The sequence below is a fragment of the Pedobacter sp. D749 genome (assembly GCF_019317285.1).
In the GTDB taxonomy this organism is placed as follows: domain Bacteria; phylum Bacteroidota; class Bacteroidia; order Sphingobacteriales; family Sphingobacteriaceae; genus Pedobacter.
In genome coordinates this window covers 4,949,523-4,971,935 of sequence record NZ_CP079218.1, presented here as the reverse complement: position 1 = coordinate 4,971,935, position 22,413 = coordinate 4,949,523, and the positions used below count along the sequence as shown (strand labels likewise).

General features: G+C 38.1%; 14 protein-coding genes. 7 read left to right on the top strand and 7 right to left on the bottom strand.

Annotated elements, in window-relative coordinates:
* Positions 1–36: 36 nt before the first annotated feature.
* Positions 37–3,468 carry a DUF4175 family protein gene (locus KYH19_RS20365; RefSeq protein WP_255562482.1) on the bottom strand — a complete coding sequence of 1,144 codons (3,432 nt, stop codon included), beginning with the start codon at positions 3,466–3,468 and terminating at the stop codon, positions 37–39.
* 488 nt (positions 3,469–3,956) lie between these two features.
* Here KYH19_RS20365 and KYH19_RS20360 point away from each other — a divergent pair, with 488 nt between their 5' ends.
* Both KYH19_RS20360 and KYH19_RS20355 read left to right on the top strand, forming a co-directional pair.
* Positions 3,957–5,462: a family 16 glycosylhydrolase gene (locus tag KYH19_RS20360; RefSeq protein WP_219076429.1), complete on the top strand. Its 1,506-nt coding sequence runs from the start codon at positions 3,957–3,959 to the stop codon at positions 5,460–5,462.
* Between the two features lie 106 nt (positions 5,463–5,568).
* Positions 5,569–7,941, top strand: a complete 2,373-nt coding sequence (locus tag KYH19_RS20355; RefSeq protein WP_219076428.1) for a phosphocholine-specific phospholipase C — start codon at positions 5,569–5,571, stop codon at positions 7,939–7,941.
* Between the two features lie 755 nt (positions 7,942–8,696).
* Here the strand turns inward: KYH19_RS20355 and KYH19_RS20350 are convergent.
* Both KYH19_RS20350 and KYH19_RS20345 read right to left on the bottom strand, forming a co-directional pair.
* Complete coding sequence (locus KYH19_RS20350; RefSeq protein WP_219076427.1) at positions 8,697–9,266, bottom strand: DUF2911 domain-containing protein; 570 nt, start codon at positions 9,264–9,266, stop codon at positions 8,697–8,699.
* Positions 9,267–9,398: 132 nt separating this feature from the next.
* Complete coding sequence (locus KYH19_RS20345; protein ID WP_025141696.1) at positions 9,399–9,584, bottom strand: hypothetical protein; 186 nt, start codon at positions 9,582–9,584, stop codon at positions 9,399–9,401.
* Positions 9,585–10,720: 1,136 nt separating this feature from the next.
* Between KYH19_RS20345 and KYH19_RS20340 the strand changes: the two genes are divergently transcribed.
* The 5 genes from KYH19_RS20340 to KYH19_RS20320 all read left to right on the top strand — a co-directional run bounded on the left by KYH19_RS20340 (position 10,721) and on the right by KYH19_RS20320 (position 18,112).
* Positions 10,721–11,347: a TetR/AcrR family transcriptional regulator gene (locus KYH19_RS20340; RefSeq protein WP_132395843.1), complete on the top strand. Its 627-nt coding sequence runs from the start codon at positions 10,721–10,723 to the stop codon at positions 11,345–11,347.
* Positions 11,344–12,663 (top strand): TolC family protein, encoded by a 1,320-nt coding sequence (locus KYH19_RS20335; protein WP_219076426.1) that lies wholly within the window; start codon positions 11,344–11,346, stop codon positions 12,661–12,663. Before KYH19_RS20340 ends, KYH19_RS20335 begins: the two co-directional genes overlap by 4 nt.
* 8 nt (positions 12,664–12,671) lie before the next feature.
* Positions 12,672–13,709 carry an HlyD family secretion protein gene (locus KYH19_RS20330; protein WP_219076425.1) on the top strand — a complete coding sequence of 346 codons (1,038 nt, stop codon included), beginning with the start codon at positions 12,672–12,674 and terminating at the stop codon, positions 13,707–13,709.
* A gap of 7 nt (positions 13,710–13,716) precedes the next feature.
* On the top strand, positions 13,717–15,264 hold the full coding sequence (locus tag KYH19_RS20325) for a DHA2 family efflux MFS transporter permease subunit (protein ID WP_121285320.1): 1,548 nt from the start codon (positions 13,717–13,719) through the stop codon (positions 15,262–15,264).
* A 262-nt stretch (positions 15,265–15,526) separates the two neighbouring features.
* Positions 15,527–18,112: a phosphoenolpyruvate carboxylase gene (locus KYH19_RS20320; RefSeq protein ID WP_219076424.1), complete on the top strand. Its 2,586-nt coding sequence runs from the start codon at positions 15,527–15,529 to the stop codon at positions 18,110–18,112.
* A 254-nt stretch (positions 18,113–18,366) separates the two neighbouring features.
* Here the strand turns inward: KYH19_RS20320 and KYH19_RS20315 are convergent, their stop codons facing one another.
* From KYH19_RS20315 to KYH19_RS20300, 4 genes are all read right to left on the bottom strand, one after another.
* On the bottom strand, positions 18,367–18,615 hold the full coding sequence (locus KYH19_RS20315; RefSeq protein ID WP_010599336.1) for a hypothetical protein: 249 nt from the start codon (positions 18,613–18,615) through the stop codon (positions 18,367–18,369).
* The gene (locus KYH19_RS20310) at positions 18,615–18,923 is read right to left on the bottom strand and encodes a co-chaperone YbbN (RefSeq protein ID WP_025141703.1); all 309 of its coding nucleotides are present in this window, start codon (positions 18,921–18,923) and stop codon (positions 18,615–18,617) included. The genes KYH19_RS20315 and KYH19_RS20310 overlap by 1 nt, the downstream gene beginning before the upstream one ends.
* Before the next feature lie 14 nt (positions 18,924–18,937).
* Entirely contained in the window at positions 18,938–19,570 is a 633-nt protein-coding gene (locus tag KYH19_RS20305) for a peroxiredoxin (protein WP_039479644.1), read from the bottom strand.
* A gap of 314 nt (positions 19,571–19,884) precedes the next feature.
* Positions 19,885–22,269, bottom strand: coding sequence for a prolyl oligopeptidase family serine peptidase (locus KYH19_RS20300; RefSeq protein WP_255562481.1), 2,385 nt, complete (start codon positions 22,267–22,269; stop codon positions 19,885–19,887).
* Between the last annotated feature and the right edge of the window lie 144 nt (positions 22,270–22,413).

Here is a 22,413-nt window from a genome sequence, read left to right as displayed (position 1 = left end):
GCTTCGTGCCTCGCAATGACGACTTCTCGCATCATATTAACGCACGATATTCAACGATTTCAAATATTCAGCGATCTTGTTTTTATAGTAGTAATTTAAACTAGGAGGTAGTTTCTGTAGCACATCATTACCATTTTGTTGTTGTTTTTTAAACTGATCGACCATTTTTTGATAGGATGGAGGGAACTCCTTAGCGGCTTTACTTTCTCTTTTTGAATCTTCTTCCTGATCACGTTCAGCTTTTTCTGCTTCTAGTAATTTGGTTAATAATTCTTTTTGCCTGTTTAAGGTTTCTTGCTGCAAACGTTTGTTAACCAGATCGCTTTCAGTCTGTTTCATTTCTTTAATGGCTTCGTTTAGGTTGCCCATTTTACCTGTGCCATCTTTGTTCTCTTCACGGTTGATCTTTTCGAGTGCCTGGCGGATCATCTGCTGTTGCTGCGCCATTTTACCAAACTCCTGGCTCATTTGTCCCTTACCAACTGTACCTTGATTGCCCCCTTGTTTTTGCATCTGTTCCCTGGCTTTTTGCATGCTCTTATTCAGTTGTTCCTGCATTTGAGAGAGCTGCTTCATTCCTTGTTTTTGTTTCTTTCCGCTGCCGCCTTTACCGTTCTTCTGCATATTTTGCAGTTGACTTAATGCTTCGCTCAACATCAAAGTTAAATTATTGATAGAAGTCATGGTAAATTGCTGGAAACGATTGGCCTCAGATGTTCTTCTATCACCCAAATTTTCCAAACTTTTATCCAGGTTGAAGTTAATCTTGTTCATCTCCTCGTTAACTGTCGATTCTATTTGAGGAACACGTTTACTTAGTCTGTATAAGCTATCAGCGATAGTTTTAAGGTTGTCTTTAATGCTGCGCTGTTTCTGAACGTTGATGGTATAAGATGGATCGGACGCAGTCATTTTTTTTAAAGCAAGCATTACTTTTTCCTGATCAAAAGAGGTGGTTAATAAGTTTTCCAATAGACGTCGTAACTCTTTAGCATTCAGGTTATTTTCCATTTCTTCACCCTGCTGCTGCATATCACTCATTTTTTTAGATAGTTTTTCCATCTGCTCACCAGCTTTTTGCTGTTTCTGGCTAGCGTTTTTTGAATCCTTTTTATCTAAAGCATCTTTACTATCCTGCTGTTCTTTTTGTATATCCTGCACATCTTTTTCAGGATTTTCGAAAGGATTGGGCCTTTCAAGCGACTGATTTTTTTCTTGCAGCTTTTTCAGATCATCTTTCAGATCTTTCATTTCCTTGTTAAGTGCATCCTGTTTTTGCTTTAACGATTCATTGTCCTGTTTTTTACCTTTTGTTTGTTCTGCAAGCTCTTTTTGTTCTTTGGCCAATTCATTTAGCCGATCGATATCCGTTTGAAGATTTTGTTCAAATTCTAACTGTTTATAAAGTTCTAAAATCCTGTCGAGTTCATTTTTGAGGGTTTTGTTGTCCAATTGCATTTTAGAGAGCTCCTGCTGTGTTTGGTCTTTATTTTTCTCATTCATCAGGTTCTGCAGCTTTTGCAAAAGTTCTTTGGTTTTTTCATCCAGTACATTATCAAAGAGATCTTTGATCTGTTTTTGTTTTTCTAAAAGTTCTTCTGTTTGTTTTTGGTCTTCCTGCTGCTGAATGTTTTTGTCGTTCTGTTCTTTAATTTCTTTAACCGCTTGATCAAGTTGTTTTTGTTTATCCAAAAGGGCCTCAATCTGCTTTTTATCTTCGAAAGAGATCTGTTTTTTATCAATCAGGCTTTCAGCTACTTTTTTACTCTCTTTTTCGATGGTATTGGCCAAACGTATGGCTGACTGTACTTTCTTTTTTAGGGCCTGGTTGCTGGCGTTTACCTGTTCTGCAGTTTCTTTTTTTGTAGGCTGTTTAAAGGTTTTAATTTCTGACCGGGTAACCTTTGCACCATTTACGCCATCATTATCGGCTACTTCAAAGTAATACTCAATCTCCTGGCCGGGTTTGGCGGTGGCAGTTTTTAAATCCCAGAAATAGAAGAAAGTATTTTCTGTCGCATTGCTTTTAATCGCAATATTTTTGGTAACTGTGCTTACAATCCGGTTATTTTCTTTAATGTTGTATTTAAATGTTAAACGGCTAAAACCATAATCATCAGTCACTTGTCCACTGAAATATAAGGCCTTATTGCTTACTGAATCGGGTTTTTCCATTACAGAAATGCCTGGAGATTGATCTTTAATTACGGTAATCTGATGTGATAGGGAATCTCTTAATGTAACATATTCATTTTTAGGGGTAATGCTGTATTTCGAATTGTTCCTGATGGTGGTATGGAAGGAAGAAGCATTATCTTCAACTTTGAGTAGATTCTCAGTGCCATTTAAAATAAATAAAAGCGAATTACTCTGATCAGTTTTAAAATTCCAGGTAACTTTTGTGCCTTCGGGGAGGAGCATATCGCCAGCATTTGCTATCGATTCTTGTTTTTTGTCCAGGTAAGCAGGATAATTTAAAATAGCTGTTGCATTAAGCAATTCCGGGCGGGGTTTAACTGTAATTGTAAATAGGGCAGAACTAAATCCTCCACCTTTAAAAACAAGTTTTTTATCGTTCTGAATATTTTTAATACTATAATTAAACTTACTAATGTTCTCCTTTTCCAGTTTATAAGTGTTTTTTCCGTCTTCTACATAAATTTCGGCAGGAAGTTCATCGCCGGTTAGCTTTAAGTTCAGGGTTAAATCATCACCTTGGGTAACTGTTAAGCTTTTATTTAAAATTGAAAAGCTGAATGGCGCTTTTGGTGCAATGTATTCGTCGTATTTAAAAAAACTGTTTGTGCCTTCCCGTAAAATAGCTGGGGCAATAATGGCGATGAGTAAAGTGATCGAAAGGGGAACAAAAAGATACTTTAAATATTTCCTGTTATCGTTGATGCTAACCGCTGTATAAAATGGAACAGGTTTAAGTTCAAGTATCTTTTGATCTATACTGGCAATGATGAGGTGATTGTTTTCCGGATGTTTTTCAGATAAATGATGAAGTTGCAGGGTATTGAGTAATTTATCCTTAATATCGGAAAAGTGATTTCCGATGATAACCGATGCTTCGTCAAAAGTGAGATGCTTGCCTAGCTTTAACATGGCAAGCAAAGGTTTAATGATTAAAAAACCAATTAACAATACACTAATCAGTAAATAAGCAAAGAATACAAAGGTTTTAAATGCAGCTGTTGGGTTGAGGTAATAAAGGCTTAAAAAAACAACGAGGTACAGCCCTAAAAGTATGGCAGCGGCATAAATACTGCCACGCAAAATCTTATTTAAATAAAATTTGCGGATAAACTCATCTATCTTCCGTAATAAATCGCTGTAGTTGTTGCTCACCATGTCACCGTAAATGTAAAAATTGTTCCAGTCAATTGAAAGGAAAGTATATTTAGGTAACGTGTTTATTTCAAATAGTTTATCATTAAGGCGATAGTTTGCCGTTTTGAAAGGCATTTAATCATCTTAGAAGCGATGATAAAATGTCAGGCCTTGAATTATTGTTATACTGGCCCCTTTTCTTAAATGCAAGTTTTTTATTTTTTTTGAAAATCAGGTTGCATCGTGGTGTCGGTTAGTGAAGGTATTTGGCTTCCTTGCAGATACTATGTTTTTAGCCCCGGGCGCAGCGGCATCCCCGAAGCGCAGCGCAGGGATATAGCGAAGAACGGGAACATACTTTAATAGCAGCTCAATCCCTGCGCTCTAAAAAACAAATCGCTTTCTTGTTTGTGAGATAAAAAAGGATAAAATCTGTCTTTAATTATAATTATATACGTCCTATGGTGAATATTTCTACTCATAGTCCCTATTGTCTTAATATTGAACACAACATTAATTTAAAAATCTTTATCTTGTTTTTATTAATACAAAGGTTACATTGATTTTAAACTAGTGTTCTGATAAAAATCTACTTTTGATCTTTTGTATAATCATACCAAAACATGAAACGAGTACTTATTTCTGCACTGATGTTGTTCATTTTTACTGCTTCTTTTGCTCAAAAATTTAACTGGAATAAAAACCAGGTGATTGCACACCGCGGTGCCTGGAAGAAAAATAATTTTCCTCAAAATTCCATCGCTTCTTTAAACGAAGCCGTAAAACTGGGTTGTTATGGCTCAGAATTCGATGTATGGATGACGGCGGACGGTGTTTTGGTCATTAACCACGATCCGGAATTTCAGGGTTTAACGATTGAAAAAGTTAGTTATAATGAACTATTGACCAAAACCATGAGTAATGGCGAGAAAATCCCAACGCTTGAAGCTTATTTGCTTGAAGGCAAAAAGCAGAAAAGCACAAAACTAATCTTAGAGATCAAACCATCGCTTATCAGTAAAGAGAGAGGTATCGATGTCACCAATAAATCCGTAGAAATGGTGCAGAAGTTAAAAGTTACCGATTGGGTTGAATACATCAGTTTTGATTACGATTACTGCAAGCGCGTTTTAGCATTATTACCAAAAGCAAAAGTGGCTTATTTGAGGGGAGAAATCAGTGCTGAGCAGATGAAAGCCGATAAGTTAACAGGTGTTGATTATCATTATAGCATTTACCAAAAGGACAACTGGATCGAAAATGCACAAAAACTGGGTTTAACCGTAAACGCCTGGACGGTAAATGCAGTACCCGAGATGCAGTGGCTTTTAGCACACAAAGTTGATTATATTACCACTAACGAACCTGAACTGCTTTTTGAACAAATAAAAAAAACACCTGTTGCAGAGGGATGGAAGCTAAAATGGGCAGATGAATTTGACGATGCAGGGTTACCTTTGGCAAAAAACTGGAGTTACGATGTAGGTGGAAAGGGTTGGGGCAATAACGAGCTTCAATATTATACTGATGCCGATAGCACGAATGCAATTGTAAAAAAAGGCAGTTTGAATATTACTGCCGTAAAAGCAGAAAAAGAAAGTAATCATTATACTTCAGCCAGATTAGTAACTAAAAATAAATTTGATTTTAAATACGGAAGGGTAGAAGTTCGTGCCATATTGCCTAAAGGCAGGGGTTTGTGGCCTGCAATATGGGCTTTACCAACCGATTCGAAATATGGAAGCTGGCCAAAAAATGGCGAAATTGATATCATGGAACATGTAGGTTATGATCCGGACACTGTTCATGGAACGGTGCACACCGGAAAATTTAACCACGTAATTAAAACTCAGCTTGGCAAGGCTTTAAAAATTAATAATCCTTATACCGAGTACCATGTTTATGCTATGGAATGGTTTGCAGATCGGATCGATTTCTTTGTTGATGATCAAAAATACTTCACTTTTAACAATACCAAAAAAGGATCTGGCGACTGGCCGTTCGATCAAAACTTCCACTTAATCTTAAATGTAGCTGTTGGTGGTGGCTGGGGCGGAAAAGAAGGAATAGATGATGCTGTTTTCCCGGCAACAATGAAGGTTGATTATGTGAGGGTGTTTCAGAAGTAATGGTTTGTTAGTTCGATAGTTATAATTAACTACCAGAACTCCAGATTAATTAGCGCTATAAATTAATTGTCAACTGAAAATACTAAGCTATATTTTTGTGTAATTTATGGACTCACGTAGAGAATTTCTAAAAAAAGCGGCCTTATTTGCAGGAGCCACCGGCATGGCCAATACCTTGCCCGGTTCGGTACTAAAGGCTATGGCCATTAATCCAGAACCTGGCAGTACATTTTACGATGCGGAGCACATTGTTTTTCTGATGCAGGAAAACAGGTCCTTTGATCACATGTTTGGTAAAATGAAAGGTGTACGTGGATTTAATGACCCACACGCGCATATCCAACCCGATGGGAACAAAGTTTGGCTGCAAAAAGACGGACAGGGCTATACTTATGCACCCTTTCATGTCGACATTAACAAAACAAAAATTACCTGGCAGGGCGGTTTGCCTCACTCATGGAACGACCAGGTAGCAGCTCGCAACGGCGGGCGTTACGATAAATGGTTGCCTGTTAAAAGCCCAATGACGCTGGCTTACTATGACCGGAATGATATTCCTTTTTATTATGCCATGGCCGATGCCTTTACGATCTGTGACCAGCATTTTTGCTCATCGTTAACCGGAACCACACCAAATAGACTATTCTTTTTTACGGGGACAGTTCGTGGAGAAAAAAGTGCAAATCAGATTGCGGTAGTTAATAATGATCAGGCTGAATCACAAAATAATGTATTTGTAGACTGGCCAACTTTTCAGGAAACATTAGAAGATAATGGTATTGACTGGCGCATTTACCAAAACGAGCTTTGGACTTCCAAACTTCCGGAAGGAGAAATAGACGATTGGTTGGGAAATTACGGCGATAATCCTGTTGAATACATCAGCAGGCACAACGTGAAATTATCAGCTTATTTCAGAAAAAATGGCGATAATACCGTTAAACCGGCATTATCTGCTAAAGAAGTTCAGGAGAAATATGATAAATTATCTCAAAAGGAAAAAAATCTGATCGATAAAGCTTTTACCACCAATATTTCTCAAAACGATTACTTAGAACTTGAACCGTTCACGTTTAAAAACGATCAAGGCCAATCAGAAACTATAAATGTTCCGAAAGGAGATATTTTTCACCAGTTTAGAAAGGACGTGGATGGTGGAAAGTTACCAACGGTTTCATGGTTAGTTGCACCTCAACGTTTTTCTGATCATACCAGTTCGCCTTTGTATGGAACATGGTATGTAAGTGAGGCTTTGGATATTTTAACTAAAAACCCTGAGGTTTGGAAAAAAACAATTTTTGTTTTAACCTATGATGAAAATGATGGTTATTTTGATCACCAGCCACCTTTTGTAGCTCCAAATCCTGATGATCCAAACAGTGGGAAGGTATCTGCAGGAATTAATTATGCAACAGATTTCGAGCCTAAAAAGGGGAGTCCGATTGGTTTGGGTTACCGTGTACCCTTGGTCATTGCCTCACCATGGAGCAAAGGCGGTTTCGTCAACTCGCAGGTTTTCGATCATACCTCATCATTAATGTTTATGGAAAAATGGCTGGCTAAAAAAACAGGAAAAACCATTAAAAGTAATAATATCAGTGATTGGAGAAGGAATGTCTGTGGCGATTTAACCTCAGTATTTAGGCCGTATCATGGAGAAGAGATCAAATCTCCTGAACCACTAAAGCGTGATGTTGTGGTAACCAATATCGGGAATGCTAAAAATAAACCTGCCCAGGTAGGCCCTACCGCACTCAATAAAATCGAAATTGAAAAAATAAATAAATTTGAAGCCTTTTCTGCTGAAACATCTAATCATGCTCCAAAGCAGGAGAATGGAACGAAGCACGCATGCGCCTTGCCTTATCATTTAACAGTTGATGCAAATTTGATTAATAATGAGATCGCACTTACTTTTCAATCGGTAAAAACCTTGTTTGGAAGCGAAATAGAGACTGTTGGTGCACCTTTCAACATGAATACCATTGCTAAATTTGATGGTGTTGTAGGCAAGACATGGGCATATGCTGTAAAAGCAGGCGATGTATTGCAAGATCGCATCAACCTGAACGATTTTGATAGTGAAATTTATGATCTTACAGTAAGTGGTCCAAATGGTTTTTACAGAAGTTTCGCAGGCAGTAAAAAGAATCCTTCCATTTTAGTGAAAACATACCCAGAGCAAGGTGGTTCGGTAAGCAAAAAACTTACAGGTAACCTGGTTTTTGCTATTGAGAATAAAGGCACCGGCTTGATAACACTTCAAATTGTAGATAATAAATACAAATCGGGAAGTAAAACAGTAACCATCAAGGCTAAATCAAGTACAAAGATCTCGTTTAATCTGGCTAAAAACGCCAATTGGTACGATTTCAGCATTGTGCAGCCTGGTAATGTCACATTTAAGCACCGTTATGCTGGTAAAATAGAAACTGGAGAAATTACAAAAACCGACCCGTACATGGGCAATGCATTATAAAAATCCCAAAAGCTATCGTTTGTACATATCTTTTTGCGTTTAATTTTTTAGGCATTTTGCTAGCTTCCTCTAATAACACACTGTTTAACCGAAGAACGCCCGTCAATCCCAAGGGCCGGAGAAATCAAAAAAACAGGTACAGAATAGAACAAATAGCATTGCCAAACCTAAAACGCAGTGGTTTTGTGTTCATAAACGCTAATTTAAGTTTTAAAGAAGTATTGAACACAAACCCCGAAGGGCTCAATCAGACTAAAGAAAACACAGACAACAACTGATTAAACGAAGTGCCACTGTTTTTTTGATGTGTAAAGGATTGTGTAAAAGGCCCATTGCTGGATTGACAGAGCGCTTTGGCGCTCCAAAGTACCATGCCTCCGCGGCATAGAGCGGAAAAAAAATCAACATTTGTCTCCAAACTATAGTTTTTAAGTTCAAAGTTTGTTATTTGCAGGAAAGATGCTGAAATAAATTCGATAGCTATCGGATCAGCATGACGATCGCCAAGGAATATGTGCTAAAACAAATACTAGTTAATTTAGATGTGTCCACACAATAGCTTAAAAAGGGGATGGCTTTTGAAAGAAACTATGTTTATTTGTATGGTATGCAGAGTAAACCGTCGATATATCAGGAAGCTATAATCTTAATAATTACCTCCTTAAACGATAACTAATTGATTATAGAGATAAAAAACGATTCAAACAAAAAAGTCCCGGCAACAACCGGGACTTATATTTTTATTTCTTTTTAACTTAAAAATTAATCGGCAGTTCTACCTGCGTTCTGTCCCAGCCAATAACGAGATGAGCACCTCCATTAACCTCAATAAAGGTTAACGAGAAATATTCGATCGGTTTAGTCAGGGTTTTTACCGGAACATTTACACGAACAATATCTTTAGCTTGATTGTAGGTAAAAGCACCCCATTTATCGGTTTCACTATTTACAATAATAGTCCAGGTATCTTTGTTAGGAATAGCGAATAGGCTATAGGTACCTGCTTTAATTTTCTTGCCGCCAATGCTTACTTTTTTGAGGAAACGAACTTCTGTACTTTCGTTCGCACCAAAACGCCAAACATTACCATATTGTTCTAAAACACCAAAAATATCACGTCCTTTCTTTTGTGGGCGCGAGTAAACAATCTTTATAATCGGTTTTGTTGGATCTCCGGCTTTTGCCTTTGGGACATTAAGCGGAAAATAAACAATGTCTGCAGGACTTGGGTCTGCAGCAGGAAATTTTACTTCAGCGGGAGAGGCTTGTTGGGCCCTGGCGCTAAAACAAAAAAGAGCGAAAACAACAATGAAGATATTTTTCATTTTTAGGTTTTTGTTTTCAATGGCTATGAGCATTCATGATTTACGGTTATGCGTAAAGTCATAACGATCTCATTTACTATGGAATTAATTTTAAATCCTTGTAAGGATCTAATTGTATAAAAGGGCTAAAAACTAGTATTTTCTTCCTTTTACAATAGCGTTTAAAAATAAGCCTGCTGTTAACAAACCTAAAACACCACCCAATAAAGCGAAAATATAGTTTTGCGTAATGATTGCTCCAGTTAGAACTCCGAAGAATAAACCTAAAGCATAATATAACCAGTTGAAATTATTGCTGCTGTTCTCTTGTACACTCATGTTTTCTGTTATTTGGAGGCAAAGTTAGTATTTATTTTAAATTTGTCATTATGTCTAAATTATAATTAATTGTCAATTCCAGCCCATCTGTAATCAATATCTCGCTTCTGGCTGCTCTCACCCAAATCCGATAACTATAGGATTTATTTTAAGGTATGTTCAATCATTGAATAAGGTTATATCATATCTACAGAATTGCATCTTAGGCCTATTTTTAAGGCCAGCCATAATTCAGCTATGACAATTCGATACTTTGTCGGGTTTAATGTAGTCTGAGTTCGACAATGAAAAATTGGAAAACCTTGCTCTAGTATATAACCCTACGAACCTCAGTTCGATTATATTTATTCACACAGACTAAATTTTAAATCCTTGAAACTGCCGCGATCGTCGAGGCTTATCATAAATTGTAATTCGCTTCGAATTGTCATGTTGAGCCTGTCGAAATGCCTTGCAAGTGATCTAAAAAGGTCCTTCGCAGGCTATCATTTACAGAATCCATTAGCAGGATCGTTATTCCCACGCAGGCATATTATGTGGACACAATTAATTATAACATTCGTCTATCGCTCTATGCCGCGGGGCATGGTACTTTGGAGCGCCAAAGTGCCGAAAGCGCTTTGTCAATCCAGCAATGAGCCTTTTTCGCAATCCCACGCGCATCAAAAAAACAGCGACACTTCGTTTTGTGTTCAATATTTTTTTAAAAAATTAAATCATCGGCTATGAACACAAAACCACTGCGTTTCAGGTTTGTTAATGCCATTTTTACTGTTGTGCACCTGTTTTTTTGATTTCTCCGGCTCTTGGGATTGACAGCGTCCTTGGTTAAAATCCGTGCTTTATTAAAGTTGGTTAGCGAAACGCCTAAAAATATTAAAAAAAGATATGTCCACAGGATAGGCGCAGGCGGGAATCTTAAAGCACTTGCATTATACTCCGAATCGAGTTGGGAATGAGGATCTCGTGCAGCCTGCCAGAGTTACGAATATCACATCTAGTAGAAGAGCTTATTTCGTTGCCCAGGGTGATTATTTTATTTAAAAATTGAGGTTTTATCAAGAGAATGTAAAAGAAGTAGGTAAACATTTGGAAGTTAATCAATCGTTTGATTAATTTTGTGCCGTTAAAAAGAAATGAAAACAGAAAAAGTAGATAAAAGACAGGCCATTCTTGAGGCAGCTGAAAAGCTGTTTTGCGAGACGGGGTACGAAGGTACTTCAACCCGCCAGATTGCTAAGGAATCTGGAGCGAACATGGCGATGATAAATTATTATTTCGGTTCTAAAGAAGGGGTTTTTGTGGAGATTATGAACGAGCGTATTGCTGGTTTTACTTCTCAGTTAAAAATCATCAATGAAGATAAGATTTCGGCATTAGAAAAATTGCACAGGGTTATAGAGGGCTATGTAAATAGGATATTGAATAATACCGCATTTCATAAAATGATGCACAGAGAATTGTCTTTAACCCAAAGGCCAGAAATGTACGATAAGATTAAAGATGCCATGAGCCACAACATGCAGATTATCGATCGGATTATCACAGATGGGATTGAAGATGGCAGCTTTAACAAGGTAGATGTACGGATGGTAATCGCTACCATTATGGGCACTATAACCAATATTGTTATTTCCCCCCATAAGGTAATGTCATGTTCAAACTTCGACCTGAACAACCCGAAAGACAAAAAAATTATTAAAGACAGGGCGGTTGCCCACTTAAAAGATCTAACAACAGTTTATTTAACAACAAAAAGATGATACCCAAATCGATTAGATTAATGCTTGTGGCATCATTAATTCCGGCAGCGTTGTTTGCACAGAGCAGCAAGGAATTAAATATTAACCAGGCAATAGAACTTGGCATAGCCAATAGTAAAAACTTAAAACTTTCTCAGAACAAAATTGATCAGGCTGTTGCAAAGTTGGAGGTCGTTAAAGACAATGCTTTACCAACCGGAAATGCAAGTTTTATATACAACCACGCTGAAATCCCTACCACTACTTTTACTTTACCAGGTAGCGAATCTTCTCTTCGCCTGCCTAAAAGAGCCGATGCTTTTGTCGGAACTGCTGCAGTACAGGAACTCGTTTACGGGGGTGGTAAATTGAAATATGCAAAAGAATCGACCAAATTATTGGCAGAGGTTGCACGTTTGGATGCCGATAAGAGTAAGGAAGAGATCACTTACGCAGTTATCAATACCTACTATTCTTTATATAAGGTTTTACAGAGTAGAAAAGTGGTTGATCAGAATTTAGAATCGATCGCTGCTCAGATTAAACAGGCACAACGTTTCTTCGAACAGGGCATTGTAACCAAAAACGATGTACTGCGTTTTCAATTGCAACAGGCAAACGTGACGCTAACCCAAATGGACATCGAGAGCAACCGCAAAGTAATCAACTATAACTTAGATATTCTTTTAGGTTTACCAGAAGATACCGAAGTTAAAATTGTTGACCCAACCTTAGGCTTAAAAACACCGGGTTCGTTAAATGAATACATCGGTCAGGCTTTCGCTAACCGTCAGGAATTAAAACAACTTGATATTCAAAACAAAGTGGCCGATTTTAACATCAAAACCATTAAGGCAAATACTTTACCTACCGTTGGAGTTGGCGCAAACCTTTACTACATTAACCCAAGCGGTAACTTTATTCCGCCGGCAAACCAATATTTAATGCCTATTACTTTAGGGGCAACGGTTTCCTGGAATTTCGGAAACCTTTGGACCAATAAAAACAAAGTAAGCCAGGCAAAAATTGAACAAAGCGAAATTAATATTCAGAAGGATATTTTATCTGATCAGGTAAAAACCGACATCAACAAAAACTTTCAAAATTACCAGGTGGCCATGAACAAAATCCAGGTTTTGGAAACGTCAATTGCACAGGCTACCGAAAACGATAAACTATTGGCATCGAAATATAAAAACAATGTGGCCTCGGTTACCGACCGCATTGATGCTGAAACCTTATTATATCAGGCAAAAATAAACTTAGAGATAGCTAAGGCAGATGCAGGTTTGGCTTACTATACCTTATTAAAATCAACAGGAAAAATAACGCAATAAATACAGCAATGACAACTGAAAAGAAAAAAAAGAATATAGTAGTACCCATCATTTTAGGTGTTTTACTAGTAATAGGTGTAATCTTCGGGATTACGGAATGGAATTATTATAGCAAACACGTAGATACGGATGATGCTCAGATTGATGGTGATATCAGTCCTGTTGTTGCGCGTGTTGGTGGTTATGTAAAGGATATTAATTTTGAAGAAAATACACACGTAACTGAAGGACAGGTTTTAGTGAAACTTGACGATAGCGATTACAAAGTGAAATTAGAGCAGGCACAATCTGGCCAAAAAGGGGCGAGTGCAGGTGTAGGAGTGGCGCAATCGCAAATTATTGCAACTCAGGCAAATACCAGTACTGCAAAAGCGAACGTAGCTGCGGCAAGGGTTAAATTAAACCTGGCCAATAAGGATTACGAACGTTATGCAAACCTTGTAAAAGACGGATCGATTACCCAACAAGCTTTCGATCAGGCTAAAGCTTCAAAAGAATCTGCGCAGGCAGCTTACCAGGCAGCAGTGGATCAATACAATGCTGCAGTTAAACAGGTTGGTACTACACAATCACAATTGGCTGTAAGCAGCAATGTAATCAGCCAGCGTCAGAGTGATATCGATTTTGCTAAACTTCAATTATCATATACTGATATTAAGGCACCAGCAACAGGTATTGTTTCTAAAAAGAATGTTCAAAAAGGACAATTGGTTCAGGCAGGTCAGTCTTTATTCTCTATTGTTAACGACGGAAGTATTTATGTAACGGCTAACTTTAAAGAAACCCAACTGGAGAAAATCAAAGAAGGTTCTAAAGTAGAGATCGAAGTGGATGCTTATCCTGATCAAAAAATTGAAGGCGAAGTATATAACTTTTCACCTATTACCGGTGCAAAAGGATCTTTATTGCCTCCTGATAATGCTACTGGTAACTTCGTTAAGGTTGTGCAACGTGTTCCGGTAAAAATCAAAATCCATCCATCAAAAGAAATGCAAGCTAAGTTACGCCCTGGAATGAGCGTTAAAGCTTCAGTATCTACTAAATAATATTAAAATGGCCGAAGTAGGTTTAAAAAAGTGGATTATTACGTTTACGGTAATCACAGCTTCTTTGTTGGAGTTGATTGATACAACGATCGTAAACGTTGCAATTCCACAGATACAGGGAAACCTGGGCGCTACTCTTGAAGATATCGCCTGGTTATCTACTGGATATGCCGTTGCGAACGTAATCGTCCTGCCCATGTCGGGCTGGTTGGGGAGTCGTTTCGGACGTAAAAATTATTTCTTAACCTCCATTATTGTTTTTACTCTTGTTTCCTTTTTATGTGGAAACGCAACATCTTTAAATGAACTTATTTTATTCAGGATTTTGCAGGGAGTAGCAGGTGGAGGGTTAATTTCAACAGCACAAGCTATTTTGATCGAAACCTGGCCGCGTGAGGATGTGGGTATTGCTACCGCATTGTTTGGTTTAGGTGCCGTTGTTGGTCCAACCGTAGGTCCAACCATTGGTGGTTATATTTTAGAGATTGCTGATTGGCCCTGGATTTTCTACGTAAATATTCCCGTCGGAATCCTCGCCGCCTATTGTACCTATACTTTTATTCGAGAGACACCAAAAGATGGAAAAGGTAAGCCTGTTGATTGGTGGGGAATCGCATTATTGGCAATTGCAGTTGGTAGCTTGCAAACGGTACTTGAAAAAGGAGAGAGCGAAGATTGGTTCTCCACACCTTATATTACGGCTTTAGCTGTTGTATCTGTTTTTGGTTTGCTTTTATTTATCTGGAGAGAAACCGCTACCGAATACCCGATCGTAAACCTAAGGATTATGAAGAAACGGAGCTTTTCTATCGGTATGTTTACCTCCTTCATTTTAGGGTTTGGATTATATGGCTCGGTATTCGTATTTCCTGTATTTGCGCAAAACCTTTTAGGCTTTACTCCTTTACAAACAGGTAAGCTGTTTATTGCAGGTGGTATTTGTACTATTGCCATGATGCCTTTCATTGGTATTATGCTCAAAAAGGGTGTACCTGCACAATTTATGGCTACAGGAGGCATGTTTTTATTTTTCGTTTTCTGTTGGATGTTAAGTAATTCTACATTGGCTTCCGGAACAGGAGATTTTTTCTGGCCATTGGTGATTAGAGGTTTCGGTATGGCTTTATTGTTTGTGCCACTAACAACTTTAGCCATGCAGGATTTGTCGGGGGCAGAGATTGGTCAGGGGTCCGGTTTGAATAACATGAGCCGACAACTAGGCGGTTCGTTTGGTATCGCAGCATTAACTACATTAATCCACATCCGTTCAGGTTTCCATAGGAGTAGTTTACTTGCCAACGTTAATGAATATAATCCCGCATTTATCCAGAAGTTAAATGCATTAACAAGCGGTTTTATGGCCAAAGGATCATCATTTATTGATGCGAAATTGATGGCGATGAAAGCAATTGAAGGTTCGGTAATTAAACAAACCATGCTGCTTACTTATAACGATGCTTATTGGGTAGCCGGATTGATTATGTTATTCTCTATACCTTTATTATATCTTCAGAAATTTAAGAAAAATGCAAACATTGTTACGGATGCGCATTAAAATTTGCAAAGAAATGCCGTAAGTAATGGCAAAAAATAAAAACAGCCGGTGTGTTTTATTACATCGGCTGTTTTAACCCAAAAAATTAACAATCAATGCAATGCCCTTAAACATTGCAAATGTTCTTACTTAACCACATCGTGGCCAAATAAGATTTTAAAATTAAAATTTATTCTACAATTTTCCAAATTGTAAGCAATAGAATTTTATTACCTTATGCATTTTTTGTAGTATTACGCTATACAAAAATATTGCCTAAGCTATGCCCAAACTTCGTTTAACAACGCAACGTGAATCTATTTTTAACAATGAGGTAATCTCAAAATTCGAACTGTTTAACAGTTTATTTCTCACCTTGCCTTTTTACAAAATTAAGGATACCGGAACACTGCTTCCCCTTTTCTTTAAAAGTTGTGAAGAAGGAATTGCGAACGGAGAAAAACCTGCACAGATTATCGAAGAATTTTTTGCCAAGTACACCAGTTATACCGAGCGTAAAGATATTGTTGACCTTCTTTTCCGGTTTATCCAGTATATAGAGCGTCAGGTTGTGCTTTTTGATGCTGTTGAAGATGCTTCTTTTACCAAGTTAAATACTACCGATGAGCAGAGTACATTGGCCTTTATTTTAAAAAAGAATGCCGATAATAAACCTGCACTGGCCAAAATTGAAAAACTGATAGATGAGCTTTCGCTCCGTTTGGTTTTAACGGCACACCCTACCCAGTTTTATCCCGGCAGCGTTTTGGCCATCATTACTGATTTAACCAAGGCCATTAGGGATAACAACATCACCGCTATGAACTCGCTTTTACAACAGTTGGGTAAAACGCCGTTTTTTAATAAAAAATCGCCAACACCTGTTGATGAAGCCCTAAACCTGGCCTGGTTCCTCGAAAATACTTTTTATTTTGCTGCGGCAAATATTCAGGAAGAAATAGATCAGAATCTGGATGAATACAACCTCGAAACCAAGAAAATTTTAGAACTCGGTTTCTGGCCGGGAGGTGATAGGGATGGAAATCCGAATATCCATGCCGATACCACTTTAGCCGTTTCTAAAATGTTGCGACAGATCCTTTTCCGCTGTTACTACCGTGATTTCAGGGTAATTAAACGCCGCATTACTTTTAGAGGGGTTGAAGAAAATATTGCAAAACTGCATGATGTGCTTTATCAAAATGCTTTTGATCAAACCTGCGAACTGCATGATATTTCAGATGAATTAAAGGATAACCTGAATAAAATTAAAGAAACCTTATTGGCGGAACATGAAGGTTTATTTGTTGACCTGGTTAACGACCTGATTCGTAAGATAGATCTATACGGAAACTATTTTGCTTCGTTGGATATCCGTCAGGATAGCCGAGTACTGAGAAGCGTACATGCTTACTGCCGTGAAAATAAACCGATTTCTTCATTATATCCTGCTGATTATGATAAGTTATCAGAAGCCGAAAAACTAAACCTGATTTCTTTTAAAGAAGCAACCGTTGTTTATGCAAGCGAGCCTGATGCTTTAATTGAGGATACCATTGAGGTAATTAAAGAAATAAAGGGAATTCAAAAACGCAATGGCGAAAAAGCCTGTCACCGTTTTATTATCAGCAATTGCCAGCAGGCCAGTGATATTTTACAGTTGATCGAACTTTTCCTTTGGAACGGTTGGAGCAAAGAATCATTAACGATTGATTTTGTGCCGCTTTTTGAAACCGTTAACGATTTGAAGGGCGCTGCTGCTATTATGGACACTTTGTATAGCAATCCTTTTTATAAAGCGCATTTAGCGAGCCGTGGCAATAAACAGGATATTATGCTGGGTTATTCTGACAGTACCAAAGATGGCGGTTATTTAATGGCCAACTGGTCTATTTTTAACGGAAAGACTTCATTGTCGGCCATTTCTGCTAAACACAATATTCAATTGGCATTTTTCGATGGCCGTGGCGGACCTCCTGCACGTGGTGGAGGTAAAACACACCGTTTTTATGCCTCAATGGGTAAAGAAATTGCCAACAAAAACATGCAGTTAACCGTTCAGGGTCAAACCATCAGTTCGCAATACGGTTCGGTAGAAAGTGCTGAATTTAATATAGAACAATTGATCAATGCAGGATTAACCTCCGGACTGAAAGAAAAACACAACATTCTTTTAGATCCTGAAAATAAAGCCCTGCTTGATGAAATGGCGGAAGAAAGTTATAAAGCTTTTGTGGATTTGCGTGAGCACCCATTATTTGTGAGTTATTTAGAGAAACTGTCTCCTTTAAAACTGTTATCTCAGGCTAATATTAGCAGTCGCCCGGTAAAAAGAAACGGCGGCGGCGAAATGAAGCTCGAAGATTTAAGAGCCATTAGTTTTGTAACGGCCTGGAGTATGCTGAAACAAAACGTTCCAGGTTTCTATGGGATGGGAACGGCATTGAGAACTCAGGAAAAGGCTGGTAATTGGGGTAAAGTGCTTAAGGTTTATGAGGATTCTGATTACCTGAAAACCATTGTAGATAACTGTATGATGAGCATGAGCAAATCAGACTTTGTAATTACGGCCCATTTAGCAAACGACAAAGAGTTTGGTACTTTTTGGACTCAATTACATGATGAGTTTAAACTAACTAAGGAAATGCTCTTAAAACTCTCAGGACAACCGACTTTAATGGCTAATTATCCTGTAGATAAAAAATCGATCGCCACGCGTGAGAAAATCATTTTACCATTGGTATTGATCCAGCATTTTGCTTTAGAAAAATTGCAGCACGATCAGAACGAAAAAGACCAGCATGCTTTAGAAAAGCTTGCCGTTAGAACTGTTTTTGGTATTGTAAATGCCGGCAGGAATTTGGCTTAATGATGTACAAACCTCGCAGGTTTCAAAAACCTGCGAGGTTTAAAAATACCTTTTTTATTGCCTGCTGTCATTCTGAACGCAGTGAAGAATCTTTTGCACTGAAATTAATTGCTTAGCGTTGATCCTGTAGCGCTTCGGCTGGGGATTCTTCACCGCGTTCAGAATGACAAGCCTATTTAAAAACAAAAATCCCTTGCAGATTTTCATCTACAAGGGATTTATATTTCGAAAAGCCAGATTAAGCTTTAAGACGATTATCGATCAATCGAACCCATCACTTTTTGGCCGAAAGCGTTTAATGCATCCTTTTCAGCAGCACCTTCACTTACCATCTGGTGTACTTCAAGCGCACCACAGATATTGGTAATCATTTCGCCTGCAACATCAACTTCGTGCTCACTAACGCCTCTAAACTCGCAGAAAGCTTCTAAAACCTCCAAAGTGGTCTCCAGTTGTGCCGGAGTGGTGTTTTGAAATAACTGTCTTATAACCGGAATCTTCATTACTTTATCTTGTTAAATAGTTCAATTAAACCTTCTGCTTTGTTGGTCTGCACCTGATCTACCAAGCTACCGCCTTCAAAAGCTGCAAAAGTTGGTAAATTATCAACGTTCGCAAATTTGCGTGAGTTTGGAAGTTTTTCTGCATCAACAATTAAGAAAGCTACATCTTCATTTTCTGAAGCCAGTTTTTTAAACTTAGGTTTCATAATTCTGCAGTTTCCGCACCACGATGCAGCATACTGAACCATCACCTTTGAGTTATCTGCTAAATATTGTTGAAGATTATCTTCTGTTAATTCTAAAAACATAACGTTTCGTTTTATTAGTTAGCGGCTAAATATTCAGCTACGCCAGTTCTGTTTGCATTCATTGCTTCTTTTCCTTCTTCCCAGTTTGCAGGACAAACTTCACCATGTTTCTGCACGTGAGCGTAGGCATCAATTAAACGTAAATATTCTTTAACGTTTCTACCTAGTGGCATATCGTTAACACTTTCGTGGAAAACTTTACCAGTTTCGTCGATTAAATAAGTAGCTCTGAAAGTTACGTTAGAGCCTGAGAAAGATTCGTTTCCTTCTTCATCGTAGTTAACTTCCTGATCTAAAATATCTAAGATACCTGATAATTGTCTGTGTGTATCTGCTAAAATTGGATAAGTAACACCTTCAATACCACCATTATCTTTTGGCGTATTTAACCAGGCGAAGTGAACTTCATTGGTATCGCAAGATGCACCGATAACAATTGTATTTCTTTTTTCAAATTCAGGTAAAGCAGCTTGGAAAGCGTGTAATTCTGTAGGGCAAACAAAAGTGAAATCTTTTGGATACCAGAATAATAACACCTTACTATTTTTGTTTACAGCTTCTTCAAATACATTGATTTTCAAGTCATCACCCATGTCTGACATTGCATCAATACTAACACTTGGGAATTTTTTACCTACTATTGCCATAATTTTTGTCTTTAATTTTATACTGCAAAGGTAAGGCTAAAACAGGTGTCAATCAACCCCGTTTCACTAATTGTTAATTGTATTTATTGATAATGATATAGATGAAAACTATATTCTTTATAAGAAATATAGCGGAGTTCTATTTTGGTTCTTTGCTGTCATGCTGAGGCGGGAAGCATCTTTGAGGAATTTATACATAATGGCCGTCATCTCGACTGAAGCGTAGCGAAATGGAGAGATCCATCTTGATAGATTTAGCTTCGCTGAGCACTTCGTGGTTCTCGGCTACGCTTCTCTTCGCTCGAAATGGAAGGTTACTTCTTCAACGTATTCTCATACAGCTTAAATATCCTTTTATACTCATCTGTCCAGCTGCTTGGCTCAATAAAACCATGGTCTTCTACCGGGTAAACCGCAAGTTCCCAATTGTTTTTGCCCAGCTCTATAAAACGCTGCGTAATGCGCACAATATCCTGAAAATGAACATTTACATCCACCATGCCATGTGCCATTAAAAGATTGCCCTTTAATTTATCGGCGAAATAAATCGGCGAACTTCTTTTATAGGCAATCGGATCGTTATAAGGCTCGTTTAAAATATTTGAGGTATAGCCATGGTTATAGTGTGCCCAATCGGTAACGGAACGCAAGGCAGCACCACTTGCAAAAACATCCGATTCGTTGAACATGGCCATCAGCGTGATAAAACCACCATAAGAGCCGCCGTATAAACCAACGTGCTGCGGATTAACACCATATTTCTCTACCAAAAATTTAACCCCATCGGCCTGGTCGGTTAAATCTTTTCCGCCCATGTGGCGGTAAATGCCGGTACGGTGATCGCGGCCATAACCAGAACTTCCGGTATAATCGATATCGATTACGGTATAACCATTGTCGGCTAGTAAATTGTTAAACATAAACTCGCGAAAGTAGGTGCTCCATCCAAAGTGTACGTTTTGTAAATATCCTGCACCATGTACAAAAACTATGGCGGGGTGGTTAGGGTGTGGATTGTCTGATTTGTAAACCCTTGCATAAACATCCGCACCGTAACGGTTTTTAAAAGTAACCATATCGGGTTGACGCCATTTGTAAGAATTAAATTCGGCAGAAGTAGATTGCGTAATTTTTACGGCTTTAGCTCCCACCTTATTTGGCTGGAGATATAGTTCTCCGGGTTTATCCATGTAAGAATAATTAATGGCAAGGTATTTCTCATCAGGGGAAAGGGTAATCTCATTTAAGCCTTTCATGGTGGTAATTTGAACAAATTCACCGCCATTTATACCGATTTTAAAGAAATTGGTAATGCCTGGGTGTTCTTTATTCGCTTTGATATAAAAAGTATTTCTATCTTTTGATAACTGTACCGATTGTACTTCCCATTTACCGGCAGTAAGCTGTTTTTTATCACCTGTAGCTACATTAACTACATAAAGGTGGGAATATCCTGTCGCCTCGCTTTGATAATAAAAGCGGTTATTATCGATCCAGCCTGTGCTGCCCTGGTAAAAACCACTAATGCCCGGGCCACCAATCCATGCTTCGTCGCGCTGGCGGTCGACTAAAGAAAATTTTCCTGTTAAGGCATCTAGCTTTAGGGTCCAGCGGTCTTTATTATCGGTAGAAGTAGCCACAACAATTGCAGAACTTCCATTATCATTCCAAAACGGACCAAAAAAACTTACAGGGCGGTCGGCATTTTTCTTTTTTAAGGTATCCAGTTCCTTTGGATAATCTTTCAGATAATCAGGGAGGTCTTTTATGCCCGTAATGGTCGAGGTCTGGATCGCGTAAACTGTATCCCGTTGCGTATCATAAATGAAACCCAGCGAGATATTTTCATTTTCGCCAACTTTTGTTCTACCCGGAATATCTTCGGTATAACCTGATGAAGTAATATAATTCGGAACAATGGTATTATGGTTGTTCTGTGCTGGTGTAGTTAATTTATAAGTAATAAAATGTCCATCCGGGCTAATGATTACGCCGTTTAAGAACTTGTCTTCAGTATATAGTTCTTTTAAAGGTTTTGTATCTGCAGCGGTACTCCCAAAGCGGCCTCTTCCACTGCGTGAACCGTTTTTTGCTTCAGCATTTCGTTTTTTAATAATATCGAAGAGTTCGGCCTGTTGTACTTTTAACCATTTATCCTGTTCGGTAGCGGGTTTACTATCTGCTCTTCCGGCTTTTTTACCTTTAACAAAATTGGTAAGCTGTTTGGTTTCTGCTGATTTTAAATCAACCACGAAAAGATTATCGCCCAATTGGTAAACAACGTTTCCATTGGTTAAAAAAATCGGACTGCTTTCCCGTTCCTGTGTGCTGGTTAAGCGCGTTTCCTTATTGGTTTTGAAGTTCTGTAAATAAATATCACCGCTTTTTTCAACTAAACCAAGGGAGCGATCGGCATTGTAGGTGTAATTTAAACTCAATAGTTTTTCATCTTCCTTTTCAACTGCTTTAACAGGTTTTGTAGAAGCTGCCGAAACTTTGAATAATTCTTCTTTGGCTTTATTTTCAGGGTTCCAGTTAAAATATAGGGTTTTGCTATCTGCTGTCCAGCGGAAATTAGTTGGCGAAATACCCATCCATTTTGGATCGCGCATTATTTTTTCGACAGTTAAAGGGGCCAATTGTTGCGCAAAAGCATATTCGCCTGTGCAAAGCAAAAGGAAAAGTAAATATTTCTTCATGAATTTTAGGTTTGGATGCAATTTAGGCAAAGCGCTACCTAATTTTAAAAGGAAATGGAAATGTTACAACCTCTGCCTAATGAATTAACCACAGATAAAAAGGATGAACACAGATAATTTTTTGCAATTATGTTTATGTGTGCA